We start from the raw sequence: 13,957 nt of genomic DNA on the forward strand, positions 1-13,957 counted from the left end.
CAGGGGCTTGTTTATTTGTATCCATAATTATGTTATGATTTACGGTGCAATGGAATGTTTATGAGAGGGGTTTTGAAGTGTCTCTAATGAAGACTAAGCGAGGAAAAATGTTTCTTCTCCTCGGGTTAATGGTTCTAATGATCGCTGTTCTGTCGGGATGCTCTCCGTCTGCGGCAACAGTGACGCACACTACGGAGGATTTGAAAAATGGAGGCTTCTGGCAAAGTAATGTCGTTTATTATTTCGCCATTGCACTGGATACTTTCGCGAAGTGGTTTAATGGCCAGTACGGATTAGCCGTACTTGTAATGGTTATCATTGTGCGTACGTTAATTTTGCCGCTTACCATGAAACAGGTTAAGAGTTCACGTGCGATGCAGGCCATCCAACCGGAGCTTGAGAAGATTAAGAAAAAATATAAAGATGAGCCCGAAAAGGTACAGCAGGAAACGATGCGCCTGTTCCAGGAGAACAAGGTAAATCCGATGGCAGGCTGTCTGCCGCTGATCGTGCAGATGCCGATCTTCATCGCCCTGTACAACTCGATCTATTACAATCCGGATCTTAGATTGCATGACTTCCTGTGGCTGCAGCTCGGCAAGCCCGATCACCTGTTCATTTTGCCGCTTCTTGCCGCTGCTACGACATTCATTCAGACTCGTATGATGACCAAAATGAACCCGGTACAACAGCAGGGTCCAATGCAGTTCATGATGATGGTATACCCGGTTCTGATTTTCATCATGTCCTACAACTTCCCGTCCGCGCTTCCGCTGTACTGGTTCTATAGTAATCTGTACACCATTATTCAGAACTACTTCTTGTACCGCAACAATGATAAACATAAAGCGGCTATTGCAGCTGCCGGTGCCACCGCTTCCGCTACTGCAGGTAACGGCAAAGCCAAAGAAGTGAATTTGACGAAGAGCAAGAACAGCAACAATAACGCCCGCAAAGATGTTACTCCTGCTGCAAAAGGCAATAGCAGCAAAGGTAAGAAGGGGGTCAAAAAGTCAAAATGAGCAAAGTCGTCGCGACAGGGAAAACCATTGAAGAAGCTGTAGAACGGGGACTTAACCAGCTTGGAGTTCAGAAGGACCGGGTAACGGTCAACGTACTTGAACAGCCGTCAAAAGGATTCCTTGGATTGATCGGTGCAAAGGGAGCCAAGGTAGAATTAACCTTGATCTCTGAAGCCGCACCGGCATCAGCGGCGAGTGCTCCGCTACTGTCTCAGCAGTCAACAAGAGAGAGCAAACCAGAGGCGATCAGCGGCGTACCGCGCCAGGATTCCGGACAACCGGTGGAGGAAGCTTACGGGCAGGCCGTTCATTTCATTGTGGATGTCGCCAAGAGCATGGGGCTCGAGGTGGAAGTTGAAATCGTTCATACCAAGGAATCAACTGTTCTGCAAATATCCGGCCCGGATCTCGGGCTGCTGATCGGCAGAAGAGGACAAACTCTCGATGCTCTGCAGTATTTGGCTAATATTGTTGCCAACCGCTATTCCGACAGCTTCATCCGCCTTGTGCTGGATGCGGAGAACTTCCGTGAACGCCGCAAGAAGACGCTTGAGGAATTGGCGGATCGGCTGGCGGGACGTGTAGTCCGGACCCGTAAAGAGGTTGTCCTGGAACCCATGTCCCCGCAGGAACGCAAGATTATTCATTCCAGATTACAAGATCACCGGCAGGTAAACACGCTTAGCAAGGGTGAAGAACCGAACCGCCGCGTCGTTATAACTTTGAAGTAGATCTATATGCCGCAATGACTCCTTGACCTATGCGAGGAGTCATTGTTTTTTTGAAATATAAGAATTTATATGGTTCGCGCAATATATTACCCTTATATTTCGCGCTGAAACGGATGCCGTCCTTTGGAAGGACGGCTTAACCGTTTCCACTTGAAGAGACAAATAAGAAAAGATCAATCCAGAGGTGAATAACAACATGCTTAGTGACACTATTGCTGCTGTATCGACGGCTCTGGGCGAGGGCGGAATTGCCATCATCCGGGTTAGCGGACCGCAGGCTATCAGCCAGGTGGCTCCATTGTTCAAAAGCCGTATCCCCCTTACGGAAGCTGAATCCCATACTGTACATTATGGACATATTGTAAGTCCGCTGGATGGGGAGCGGATGGAAGAAGTGCTGGTTACGGTCATGAAGGGACCGCGTTCTTTTACAACGGAAGATGTAGTGGAAATCAGTGCCCATGGCGGCGTAATCTCTGTAAGAAGAGTGATGGACCTACTGCTGCAGCAGGATATCCGGCTGGCTGAGCCGGGGGAATTCACCAAACGTGCTTTTCTGGGCGGACGGATTGATCTTTCGCAGGCAGAGGCTGTTATAGACCTGATTCGTTCCAAATCGGACCGGGCCTTCTCGGTTGCGCTTAAGCAGGTTAGCGGTTCTCTATCCGCACGGATTCATGAGCTTCGGCACACTCTTATTGAGATGCTGGCTCATATTGAAGTGAACATTGATTATCCGGAACATGATGTGGAGTCCTTAACTGCCGATTTCATTAAGGACAAGAGCCAAGAGGTTATGGAAGGCATTAACAAGCTGCTTCGTACAGCTAATGAAGGAAAGATTCTGCGCGAAGGGATCACAACAGCAATTGTGGGCCGGCCTAATGTCGGCAAGTCCTCCCTGCTTAACGCGCTTGCCCGCGACAACAAGGCGATTGTAACCGATATTCCGGGAACAACGCGTGATGTAATAGAAGAGTATGTTACGATTAATAATATCCCGTTGAAGCTGCTGGACACTGCCGGTATCCGTGAAACGATGGATGTGGTAGAAAGAATCGGTGTGGAACGTTCGAAGGCGGCTTTTAGCGATGCGGATCTGATTCTGCTGGTGCTGAACGCCAACGATGAGCTCCATGAGGATGAATTGGCACTGATGGAACAAATCCACGGTAGACAAGCCTTGGTCATCATGAATAAAATGGACTTACCGTCCCGTCTGGATACGGATAAGCTGCGCTCCTTTTTTGACGAATCGAGCATTGTACCGATGTCTGTGCTGGAAGAGGAAGGACTGGATAAACTGGAAGAGGCGATCTCGGCACTCTTTTTCGGAGGCAAGCTGGAATCAGGTGATTTAACCTATGTAAGTAATGTAAGACATATAGCATTGCTCAAGAAGGCACACAGATCACTGCAGGATGCCTACGAAGCGGCGGAGATGCTTATTCCTATAGATATGATACAGATCGATGTACGCCTTGCCTGGGAGCAGCTCGGTGAGATCATTGGAGATACGGCTGCGGATTCTCTGCTGGATCAGATTTTCTCGCAGTTCTGCTTAGGTAAATAAAAGGAGGTAACAGTTATGAATTATGATGGAGGCAGCTATGACGTTGTCGTCATTGGCGCCGGACATGCCGGCTGTGAGGCGGCTCTGGCTGCTGCACGGATGGGCTGCCGCACACTGATGATCACGATTAACCTGGATATGGTGGCCTTTATGCCATGTAATCCATCCATTGGCGGACCAGCCAAGGGCCATGTAGTGCGTGAAATTGATGCGCTGGGCGGGGAAATGGGCCGCAATATAGATAAGACTTTCATTCAGCTGCGGATGCTTAATACCGGGAAAGGACCTGCTGTCCATGCACTTCGTGCACAGGCGGACAAGTTCCTCTATCAGCATGCGATGAAGGAAACGATGGAAAAGACACCTAACCTGACCCTGCGCCAAGGCATGGTAGAAGAACTGATTGTTGAGGACGGCCGCTGCGCCGGGGTCATTACGAAGACCGGAACCGTATACCACAGCAAAACTGTTATTCTGACGACCGGAACCTATCTGCGCGGCAAAGTGATTATGGGTGAACTGACTTATGAGAGCGGACCAAACAATCAGCAGCCATCCGTACGGTTGTCGGAGAATTTGCGTGAGCTTGGATTCGATCTTGTCCGCTTTAAGACAGGTACTCCGCCGCGTGTGCACAAGGATACGATTGATTTCTCCAAGACAGAAATTCAGCCGGGTGATGATAAGCCGAAATTTTTCTCTTTTGAAACCAAGTCATCAGATAATGAACAGCTGCCTTGCTGGCTGACTTACACTTCACCGGTCACACATCAGATTATTAATGACAACCTGCACCGGGCACCGATGTTTACCGGAATTATTGAAGGAACAGGTCCTCGCTATTGTCCATCGATCGAAGATAAGGTCGTGCGGTTCAGCGATAAATCACAGCATCAAATCTTCCTTGAGCCTGAAGGAAAAAACACATCGGAATACTATGTACAAGGTCTGTCTACAAGCCTCCCTGAGGATGTACAACTGGCAGTGCTGCGTTCCATTCCCGGCATGGAAAAGGTTGAAATGATGCGTAACGGCTATGCTATTGAATATGATGCGATGGTTCCAACACAGCTCTGGCCTTCCCTTGAAACCAAACGGTTACCGGGACTGTTCACAGCCGGACAAATCAATGGTACCTCCGGTTATGAGGAAGCTGCGGGGCAGGGTGTAATTGCAGGCATTAACGCAGCGCGTAAAGTACAGGAAAAGGAGCCGGTGGTGCTTGACCGGTCCCAGGGTTATATCGGTGTGCTGATTGATGATCTGGTCACCAAGGGAACCAATGAACCTTATCGTCTGCTGACTTCGCGTGCGGAATACCGGCTGCTGCTCCGTCATGATAATGCGGATCTGCGCCTGACTCCAATCGGTTATGAGATCGGACTTATTCCAGAGCAACGATACGAGGCATTCCTTGATAAAAAGGGACGGGTGGACCGTGAAATCATCCGCCTGCAGGAAACGAAGGTTAAACCTGTTCAAGTAAATGAAGCTCTTGCCGGGTATGACTCTGCACCGATTGTTGACGGAAGCAATCTGCTGACCTTAATGCGCCGTCCGGAGCTTGCCTACAGCTTCGTAGATATGATATCGCCTGCCCCAGAAGAACTGGACGAAGATATGAAGGAGCAGGTTGAGATTCAGATAAAGTATGCCGGATATATTGAGAAACAGCTCCAGCATGTTGAGAAGCTGCAGAAGATGGAGAAGAAGAAGATCCCTGAAGATATCAACTACAATGAGATTCATGGACTTGCGATGGAAGCCCGGCAAAAGCTGACCAAAATCGTACCCATCTCCATTGGCCAGGCTTCACGCATCGGAGGAGTAACACCGGCGGATATCTCGATTTTGCTGGTGCATTTGGAGCATTATAACCGTGTGACAGCGGCGAAAGGATAATCTATGGATAATACGGCAGCCCAGTTCACCGCTCTGCTCAAGGAGCGCGGACTACAGCTCTCAACGAAGCAATTAGAACAATTCGAACTATACTTCCAGGAATTGATTTCCTGGAATGAGAAGATGAACCTTACAGGTATTACGGAAAGAAGTCAGGTGTATACGAAGCATTTCTACGACTCTCTATCTCTGGCCTTCTATCTGAATATGAACGAAACCAAGAGTCTCGCCGATATTGGCTCAGGAGCAGGTTTCCCTGGAATTCCGCTGAAGATTTGTTTCCCGCATCTGAAGCTGACGATTGTAGACTCACTCAGCAAACGGATATCCTTTCTGCAGCATGTATGTGATACCCTGGGCCTGACGGGCGTACAACTGATCCACGGACGTGCCGAGGATGTCGCCAGACAGTTTGTCCACCGTGATGCTTATGATGTGGTGACTGCCCGTGCAGTTGCCCGCCTATCTCTTTTGAATGAGTTTTGTCTTCCGTTCACACGTAAGGATGGAATCTTCGCCGCAATGAAGGGAAGCGACCCGGCTGAGGAATTGGCAGAAGCCAAACGCAGCTTCAAGGAACTTCGCGCTGAGCTGCAGAAGGTGGAATCCTTCAGCTTGCCTGTTGAAGAATCCGCCCGGCATATTATTCTCGTACGTAAGACCGGGGCAACACCAGCGAAGTATCCGCGTAAGCCAGGCGTACCAGCTAAGTCGCCTCTTGTATAATTGTTTCACGTGAAACAATCAAAATCATATTTGCGAAACCAGATCAAGCTCATGCAGAATGGGCTTGATCTTTTTTTATGAGATTTGTGGTATATGTCCTATATTGAGTTTATTTGTGAATTAGGGGACCTGAGGGGACCTTTAGGCAGGAAAAATAGGTCTATATGGAGAATAGGATTATGAGCAGAAAAGTGATAGAATACTATAGTAAGACTTTTTATAGAGAAGACTCTTCTGCTACTCTGTCACTACCTTGGTTGTAGAGAGCTGGAGGTCAGAAATATGGCCAGGCTGTTCTTGAATTATTGAGCTGATCAGTGATCTGTTCTTTAATTGTAGAAAAGCGACTATGAATCGGATAGATGCTTTTCTTACGCTGTACGATAGGCTTTTCGCAAGAAAGGTTAGAAGGATCGTACTATAACGAAATTAGGTGGTTATGAACGGAATGAAAGAACAATTCACCAAGCTTTTTGGATTTACCGAGCGGAGCAGCGGAGAAGAGATCAAACAAATCCCGGTTCATGAGGTCATCAGCAGTCCATATCAACCACGGACGATTTTTGATGATGACAAGATAGATGAGTTATGCCAGACTATCAAAACTCATGGAGTTATCCAGCCGATCGTTGTGCGTATGCGTGATTCCCAGTATGAAATCATTGCCGGTGAAAGACGCTGGCGGGCGGTCAAAAAGCTGGGCATGGAGACTATTCCAGCTCTTGTGCGCGAATTCAATGATTCACAAGCAGCTTCAATTGCACTGATAGAGAACTTACAGCGTGAGGGTCTTACTTCTATTGAAGAGGCAATCGCCTATCAGAAGCTGATTGATCTGCATCAACTGACGCAAGAGAGTCTGGCTCAAAGGCTTGGTAAAAGCCAGTCAACGATTGCCAACAAAATCCGCTTGCTGAATTTACCGGAGGCAGTCAAAGTTGCACTGATGGAAAGAAAGATCACTGAGCGTCATGCGCGTTCGCTTTTGTCTCTGGACAGTGAAGAGATGCAGATGAAGGTGCTGGCTGAGATTATCTCCAAAGAGCTCAATGTGAAGCAAACAGAAGCACGTATTGCATTCTATAAAGCTGTTACACAGACTAAGAAATCAAAACGGGTATCCTATACAAAAGATGTTCGTCTCGCCCTTAATACAATTCGCCAATCCATAGACATGGTGTCCGGTTCGGGGATGGAAATCAAGACCTCTGAGAATGACCGTGGCGATCATTATGAGATTGTTATTCAAATCCCAAAAAGATAAATGGTTTCAAAAGCTGAAGGCGGCCCTGAGGTGATTGGCCGCCTTTTCTATGACTAGCTCCAGACGTTATCACACATACAGTTTATGGATAAGTTAATGTATATTTGTCTACAATTCCCGCACATGTGATGCCGTAGTATACTTATCATTATGATAATACAACTCATGACCCTACAAGATGATTCTTTCTAACAATTCGAGGTGAAATAAGTGTCCAAGATTATTGCCATAGCAAATCAAAAAGGCGGGGTCGGTAAAACAACAACCTCTGTAAACCTGGGTGCCGGTATGGCTACTTTAGGGAAAAGAGTGCTGCTTGTTGATATTGATCCGCAAGGCAACACTACGAGCGGCGTTGGCGTCAACAAAGCGGATGTAGCAAATTGCATTTATGATATTCTTATTAATGAAGCAAACCCGCAGGAAACTATATTGGAGACCCAAATCGAGGGCCTTCATATCATACCGGCGACTATTCAATTAGCGGGTGCGGAAATTGAATTAGTCTCTACCATATCCAGAGAACTAAAGCTGAAGAAGGCTCTAAATGCGGTCAAGGCGAATTATGATTACATCATCATCGATTGCCCTCCATCATTGGGCATTCTTACCATTAACTCTCTGACAGCAGCGGATTCAGTCATTATACCGATTCAATGTGAATACTACGCACTTGAAGGGCTAAGCCAACTGCTTAACACCGTAAGACTGGTGCAGAAGAATCTTAACCCTCACCTTAAGATAGAGGGGGTACTGCTCACTATGCTTGATGCCCGGACCAATCTGGGGATTCAAGTGATTGAAGAAGTGAAAAAATACTTCCAGGAGAAGGTATATAGAACCATTATTCCGCGTAATGTCCGTCTGAGTGAAGCTCCTTCACACGGACAATCTATTATTACTTATGATTCCCGTTCTAAAGGAGCGGAAGTGTATTTAGAGTTGGCAAAGGAAGTGATTTCTTATGAGTAAGCGCCTAGGCAAAGGCTTGGATGCTTTAATACCTTCTTTATCTATTAACGAGGATGATAAGGTTGTAGAGATACCTTTGTCTCAGTTAAGAGCCAATCCGTATCAGCCGCGTAAAGATTTCAACGAAGAGGCTATTCAGGAGCTGGCTGAATCAATCCGACAGCATGGGGTTATTCAGCCAATCATTGTCCGCAGTGTATTGAAGGGGTATGAGATCATTGCCGGTGAACGCCGGTTCCGTGCATCCCAATATTGCGGCAAAGCAACGATCCCTGCGGTGGTCCGCAGCTTGAGCGACCAACAGGTTATGGAGATTGCCCTGATTGAAAACCTGCAGCGTGAGAATCTAAACGCAATGGAAATTGCGGTTGCATATCAAGGGCTAATGGATCAATTCGCTCTTACCCAAGAAGAGCTATCATTAAAGGTGGGGAAGTCCAGATCCCATATTGCCAACTTCTTGCGACTGCTTAGTCTGCCGGAGGAAGTGAAGGATTATGTTTCACGTGGAACAATTTCTATGGGTCATGCCCGGGCAATTGTAGCGCTGAAAGATCCGGAGACGATAAAGCAATTAGCCGGACAGTGTGTGGAACAACAGTGGAGTGTAAGAGAACTGGAAGAGGTAGTGAAAAACCTCGACCGCAAACCCGCTAATGGAATCAAAGCTAAGGTGGTCAAACGCGATCCTTATATTGATAACGTTGAAGAAGTGTTGCGGGAACGGTTCAAAACAACTGTTAAGATTAAGCAAGGTAAGGAAAAAGGCAAAATAGAATTAAATTATTACAGCGCCCAAGACCTGGAAAGACTACTGGAGTTGCTTGGGAACTGATTTGGATATTTATGCCGAAAACATATCCTGAGATATCCCTAAAACGGATATGGAGGGATATGTTTTTTAAACGGAAAATAGTGAGGGTGAAGAGATGGAGAGACTGGTATATCTGGATCATGCAGCAACCTCGTGGCCAAAGCCGCCTGCAGTGGCTGCTGCAATGATGGAGGCTCTGGAACATTCAGGGGCAAATGCTGGACGTGGTAACCATTCGCTGGCGATAGGTACAGGCCGCGTGCTGGTGCGGGCACGGGCACTACTTGCTCAACTGTTCGCGGTCTCCAATGCTCAGAATATTGCCTTTACCCATAACACCACCATGGGGCTAAATATGGCTATTAAGGGTACACTTCAACCAGGGGATCATGTGATTTCAACGATGACAGAACATAACTCTGTACGCAGGCCCTTAGAGTATTTGCGCCGGACAATAGGTGTTGAAGTGGATTATTTACAAGTGGATGGTGAGGGGCAGGTTGATCTGCTAGAACTTCAACAATCGTTCCGCCACAATACCAGAATGGTGGTTTGTAATCACAGTTCCAATCTGCTCGGGAGTATACTTCCTCTTGGGATTATCGGCGATATGGCCAAATCACACGGAGCTGTGTTTCTGGTGGATGCTGCTCAGAGTGCGGGCTCACTGGATATAAATGTGCCGGCAATGAATATAGATTTGCTGGCTTTTCCGGGGCATAAGGGGTTGTTAGGACCTCAAGGGACCGGGGGTCTGTATATATCACCATATTTAGATCTGGAGCCTCTGGTGCACGGCGGAACAGGCAGCCAGTCAGAGAATAGTGATCAGCCCATGGTACGGCCTGACCGCTATGAAGCGGGCACTCAGAACGCTGTTGGTGTAGCTGGGCTGCTGGTGGGTGTGAAGGAAATTCTGGCAATGGGAACGGAACGGATTCATATGCAGGAGTGGGAACTGACACAGAGACTGATGGAAGGCTTGGCCTTCATTCCGGGGATTCGGATTCTTGGCCCTGGTCTGGGCATTCAGCGCAGCGGAATTGTCGCGTTTGTAATGGAGGGACAAGAGTCAGCGGATATTGCCCATCGCCTGGACCGTGAATATAACATTGCAGTGCGTGCAGGCATGCACTGTACGCCGCTCGCTCATAAAGCCGCAGATACTTTGGAGAGTGGAGCGGTTAGGGCGAGTGTTGGTGTAAGCTCGACAGAAGAGGACGTTAACAGATTGCTGGATGCGATGGCTGAAATGTATGGTGCTTCATGAACAAGATAACAAGTGGCTATGGTGTTGGTGTCCTTTAAAAGGACGGTACCGTTTCGTCGGGGAATAGATGGATAAGCTATCATGTGAAACCTGTAAATTTTTATATTTAGACAAAGGATGGTCCATATATGTCGGAATTAAATGAAGTAATAAGTGAACAGCTGTCGGTGTTCATTATGGGGTTTGCAGTGATAATTATTCTGCTGGCAATTGTTCTGATCATTCAGGGTGCCAAGCTCCGCAAGATGCGGCGCAGATATGAAGCAATGATGACCGGCAATGGCATTGAGGATCTGGAGAGCCTGCTGGTAAACCTGAAGAACCAGGGAGATATGCTGGAGGATGGTCAGCGTGAGCATAAGGCAATGATTGAAGCTGCACAAGCCAAAATGCGGGGGATGAAGTCAAAGGTAGCCATGAAACGCTATAATGCCTTCGGAGAGCGCGGCAATGATCTGAGCTTCTCGCTTGCCATTCTGGATGACAACCATAGCGGAATTGTGCTGAGCAGCCTGCACAACCGCGAGAACTCATATATATACTCCAAGCCGCTTGTAAAGGGAGAGTCGCAGTATCCTCTGTCTCCAGAGGAGAAGGAAGTCATTGCTCTCGCGCTGCAGCAGATCTAGCATGAAGGTTCCATTGCTTAAGTGCGGAGTATAGGCTGGAAGCAATGATATCGGATAATCTCATTACAAGGCTTAATCTCGTATTCTGCAGTACAAAATACTCCATGAAGCCGCCGACATTCACAATGCCAGTCAAATGGATATCGCCTACTGGAGGGAGCTGCTTGTTGACCCCTGCTCCCGGCCGGAGGGGGCCGTCTACGACCTGGATGCAGCCAACACTTGTTGACTGGCCGAGACAGGCATCGATTCCGATGATGAACGGGTTAGGGTGCTTCTGATAAATCAGGGAGAGAGTCTCCTCCAGGTTAACAGCATGAACTGGATCGTCCAGCGTTCCGTAGAGATGGAATAAGGGGCTATGGAAGCGGGCAAGCGCAGTGCCGACCAGCGGTCCAAGTGAATCGCCGGTAGAGCGGTCTGTGCCTACACAGACAATAACAATTGGTGTATCTGTACGTGTGCGTGAAAAGTGAAAAAGAAGCCGGTGGGTAATCGCAGAATAGATATCGGGATCAGCATGTGATATTTTTAAACAGGATGGTTCTTGCAGGGATGAAGCTTTAGAAGAGAAATTCATATGATCTTCCTTTCTGTTCTGATGATCCTAGTATATGGATGAAAGTGGCTTTTTATACTATGGCGGCAATAGATAGGACGAAAAGCCCAGAGGGAGGCGTGGAGTGTGGAGGATGAACTGCTGATAGCCTTTGATTCGACCCAGCAGGCGCTGCGCGCTGAGATGCTGCTGGAATATGCGGAGATTGAAATTGATATATTTCCTACACCCAAGGAGATTACAGCCGGTTGCGCCATGTCGATCCAATTCTACCGGAATGCATTGGAAGAGGTGCGGGTCATTGTGGCGGAGCAGAATGTAGAGATACGCGGGATCTTTGCCAAATCAAGTGATGGTATAGGATATGTGGAGGTTGGAGGAGCAGAAGCAGGATGAATAACTGGATGCTGGAAGTGACAACACCGGGTCAGGCAGTCGACGAAGTGGTCCGCTTTAAGGATAGAATATGGGAATGGGTAACCAATGCAGATATGTGGGCAACCGTGCTGTTTTCCGGGGTACAGATTCTGCTGCTTTTTCTTGTGACCCGGGTGATTATTAAAGTAGTCTCGGGTGTTATTGACCGTTCCCTGGAGAGGGAGACGCGGGGAAGACGCTTAGCGAATAACCGCCGATTCTCAACAGTAGGCGGACTTATGAAAAATGTGGTTGCCTTCATCTGTAATTTTGTCATGATTATGATGATTCTGTCTGTATTCCAATTCGATCTGAAACCGCTGCTGGCCGGGGCCGGAGTTGTGGGGCTGGCGATAGGGTTCGGCGCACAAAGTTTGGTCAAAGATGTAATTACCGGTTTCTTCATCATCTTCGAGGATCAATTTGCAGTAGGCGATGTCATCCAGAGTGGAACCTATAAAGGTACGGTAGAAATGATTGGCCTGAGAACGACCCGGCTGCTGAGTGCCACAGGGGAAGTGCATATCATACCTAATGGCACGATTGTAAATGTTACGAATTATTCGCTGGCTAATGCTCTGGCGGTGGTGGATGTGCCTGTCAAAATAGAGCGGGGGTTAGAAGCAACTCTTGCACTGATTGGAGAAGCACTTAAGGGGATAGAGGAACGGAACCCCAGTGTAATTAACTACCCCAATGTGCTGGGCATTCAGTCGATGAGTACTTCGGAGTATGTGATCCGGGTGGCGGCTAATTGCATGCCTAACGCCAGGGATTCTGCAGAGCGGCAGATTCAGAGTGATATTAAGCAGGCCCTGGAGCAGCAGAGCGCTTTGGAAGCAGCTAAGGCAGAGCAGGAGGCGCGTGTGCAGGCAGATAGGGAGGCGAGGGAGGCTGAAGCGGCTCAAGAGGAGGAACTCTCTGGAAGCGCCCGTAGAGCCCGTGAGGAGCAGCCGGCAAGTCCGAGAAGACAGATAGCTGCTGCGCAAGAGGGAGAGGAAGGGGAAGAAGAATAATGGAACGTAAAGTATTCGGGCTGGGTGATATTGTACAGATGAAGAAGCCGCATCCCTGCGGAACGAACGAGATGGAGATTATCCGTATGGGGATGGATATCCGGATTAAATGTACCGGCTGTCAGCATAGCGTCCTAATCCCCCGTGCAAAATTTGAAAAAAACATGAAGAAGGTTCTTCGTTCCGCTGAAGGCGGGGCAGAAAACAATTAAGCTTGCTGCAGGAGGCAAAGCGGTAGTGCAAAAAGCTTGCAATTGTAACCTTGGCATGATACAATAATTCTTGCTGCGGAGAGGTACCCAAGAGGCCCAAGGGGGCTGACTCGAAATCAGTTAGGCGTGTCACAGCGTGCGTGGGTTCGAATCCCACCCTCTCCGCCACTTCAGCATTATATACTTTAACTACTATTCCTTCGTTCAGGTGACGAAGGTTTTTTTATTTCTGCATGAAGACATACAAAAAGAGAGACCTTTGCAGGTCTCTCTTCAAGAGGCAGCACATCAATGATGTTCGGAAATCTCTGTCTGTAGCCGCTAAAGTGAAACAGGTTGTGCCAGGCTGCTTTTTTTAGGAGCGGCCTTTACTCTCCCCGGGTTACAATAGTTGCTGATTCAGAATCCCTGTGATTGTGTTCGTCTACGACGTTCAACGGAACCACACCTCTCTTTTGTACTGCCTGAGTATAGTATGTGCAGCCGGACAGGTTTTATACATGCAATTGATTAATTAATGCACGCGTGCTTTCTCGACTTTTTTCCACTTGCGGTTCTGGTTGGAGGTCTCAGGAAACGTGTCTCCCTTCTCCATTTCAATCCGCTTAGGATTCTGGATCTCGGTATGGAAGCTGCGCGCTTCGCCTACTTCTGTATAAACCCCCGGATTTGGGGCTTTATCGCCCTTTTCGTACTCTGTTTTCTCGCCCATAGTATGAAGCCTCCTTCTGTAGAGTGGTGGAGCGGTTATATTGTGGCCTTGCAGAGACATCTTCATGTACATAAATTAACCCCACAAAGTGGGGCGAGCTTTAGCGATTAGTCCGGTGCTTTGCGGGGACCCCGAAAG

At 48.0% G+C, this 13,957-nt stretch carries 15 protein-coding genes and 1 tRNA gene; 14 read left to right on the forward strand and 2 right to left on the reverse strand.

The genetic code is table 11. The annotated features are described in order from the left end of the window. The first annotated feature begins 77 nt into the window (after window positions 1-77). From MKZ24_RS04670 to MKZ24_RS04715, 10 genes are all read left to right on the forward strand, one after another. A complete protein-coding gene (locus MKZ24_RS04670; protein WP_042241243.1) occupies window positions 78-1,022 on the forward strand; it encodes a YidC/Oxa1 family membrane protein insertase in 945 nt (314 codons plus the stop codon). Then, entirely contained in the window at window positions 1,019-1,753 is a 735-nt protein-coding gene (gene jag, locus MKZ24_RS04675) for an RNA-binding cell elongation regulator Jag/EloR (protein WP_042241240.1), read from the forward strand. The genes MKZ24_RS04670 and jag overlap by 4 nt, the downstream gene beginning before the upstream one ends. A 196-nt stretch (window positions 1,754-1,949) precedes the next feature. Further along, entirely contained in the window at window positions 1,950-3,326 is a 1,377-nt protein-coding gene (gene mnmE / locus MKZ24_RS04680; RefSeq protein ID WP_340781470.1) for a tRNA uridine-5-carboxymethylaminomethyl(34) synthesis GTPase MnmE, read from the forward strand. A gap of 15 nt (window positions 3,327-3,341) precedes the next feature. Further along, on the forward strand, window positions 3,342-5,228 hold the full coding sequence (gene mnmG / locus MKZ24_RS04685; protein WP_340781471.1) for a tRNA uridine-5-carboxymethylaminomethyl(34) synthesis enzyme MnmG: 1,887 nt from the start codon (window positions 3,342-3,344) through the stop codon (window positions 5,226-5,228). A 3-nt stretch (window positions 5,229-5,231) separates the two neighbouring features. After that, window positions 5,232-5,954, forward strand: coding sequence for a 16S rRNA (guanine(527)-N(7))-methyltransferase RsmG (rsmG, locus tag MKZ24_RS04690; protein ID WP_042241235.1), 723 nt, complete (start codon window positions 5,232-5,234; stop codon window positions 5,952-5,954). A gap of 448 nt (window positions 5,955-6,402) precedes the next feature. After that, window positions 6,403-7,218 carry a nucleoid occlusion protein gene (noc, locus tag MKZ24_RS04695; protein ID WP_039295780.1) on the forward strand — a complete coding sequence of 272 codons (816 nt, stop codon included), beginning with the start codon at window positions 6,403-6,405 and terminating at the stop codon, window positions 7,216-7,218. Between the two features lie 210 nt (window positions 7,219-7,428). Next, the gene (locus MKZ24_RS04700) at window positions 7,429-8,190 is read left to right on the forward strand and encodes a ParA family protein (RefSeq protein ID WP_042140602.1); all 762 of its coding nucleotides are present in this window, start codon (window positions 7,429-7,431) and stop codon (window positions 8,188-8,190) included. Next, entirely contained in the window at window positions 8,183-9,025 is an 843-nt protein-coding gene (locus MKZ24_RS04705) for a ParB/RepB/Spo0J family partition protein (RefSeq protein WP_042218719.1), read from the forward strand. The genes MKZ24_RS04700 and MKZ24_RS04705 overlap by 8 nt, the downstream gene beginning before the upstream one ends. Before the next feature lie 94 nt (window positions 9,026-9,119). Next, window positions 9,120-10,274 (forward strand): aminotransferase class V-fold PLP-dependent enzyme, encoded by a 1,155-nt coding sequence (locus MKZ24_RS04710; RefSeq protein WP_340781474.1) that lies wholly within the window; start codon window positions 9,120-9,122, stop codon window positions 10,272-10,274. A gap of 128 nt (window positions 10,275-10,402) precedes the next feature. Beyond that, complete coding sequence (locus MKZ24_RS04715; protein ID WP_042241229.1) at window positions 10,403-10,903, forward strand: DUF4446 family protein; 501 nt, start codon at window positions 10,403-10,405, stop codon at window positions 10,901-10,903. Here the strand turns inward: MKZ24_RS04715 and yyaC are convergent. After that, window positions 10,875-11,483: a spore protease YyaC gene (gene yyaC / locus MKZ24_RS04720; protein ID WP_042241227.1), complete on the reverse strand. Its 609-nt coding sequence runs from the start codon at window positions 11,481-11,483 to the stop codon at window positions 10,875-10,877. The genes MKZ24_RS04715 and yyaC overlap by 29 nt on opposite strands. A gap of 105 nt (window positions 11,484-11,588) precedes the next feature. On the opposite strand from yyaC, the gene MKZ24_RS04725 reads away from it, so the two are divergent. The 4 genes from MKZ24_RS04725 to MKZ24_RS04740 all read left to right on the forward strand — a co-directional run bounded on the left by MKZ24_RS04725 (window position 11,589) and on the right by MKZ24_RS04740 (window position 13,275). Further along, on the forward strand, window positions 11,589-11,858 hold the full coding sequence (locus MKZ24_RS04725) for a DUF3343 domain-containing protein (RefSeq protein ID WP_042241225.1): 270 nt from the start codon (window positions 11,589-11,591) through the stop codon (window positions 11,856-11,858). Further along, window positions 11,855-12,895 carry a mechanosensitive ion channel family protein gene (locus MKZ24_RS04730; protein ID WP_042241223.1) on the forward strand — a complete coding sequence of 347 codons (1,041 nt, stop codon included), beginning with the start codon at window positions 11,855-11,857 and terminating at the stop codon, window positions 12,893-12,895. The genes MKZ24_RS04725 and MKZ24_RS04730 overlap by 4 nt, the downstream gene beginning before the upstream one ends. Further along, entirely contained in the window at window positions 12,895-13,107 is a 213-nt protein-coding gene (locus MKZ24_RS04735; protein ID WP_042241221.1) for a DUF951 domain-containing protein, read from the forward strand. Before MKZ24_RS04730 ends, MKZ24_RS04735 begins: the two co-directional genes overlap by 1 nt. Window positions 13,108-13,184: 77 nt before the next feature. After that, window positions 13,185-13,275, forward strand: a tRNA-Ser gene (locus MKZ24_RS04740). A 346-nt stretch (window positions 13,276-13,621) separates the two neighbouring features. On the opposite strand, the gene MKZ24_RS04745 is transcribed toward MKZ24_RS04740, so the two are convergent. Continuing rightward, window positions 13,622-13,819: a YjzC family protein gene (locus tag MKZ24_RS04745; RefSeq protein ID WP_039295806.1), complete on the reverse strand. Its 198-nt coding sequence runs from the start codon at window positions 13,817-13,819 to the stop codon at window positions 13,622-13,624. Window positions 13,820-13,957 lie beyond the last annotated feature (138 nt).

Origin of the sequence: Paenibacillus sp. FSL R7-0297, from assembly GCF_038009025.1 — a bacterium.
Taxonomy (GTDB): domain Bacteria; phylum Bacillota; class Bacilli; order Paenibacillales; family Paenibacillaceae; genus Paenibacillus_AQ.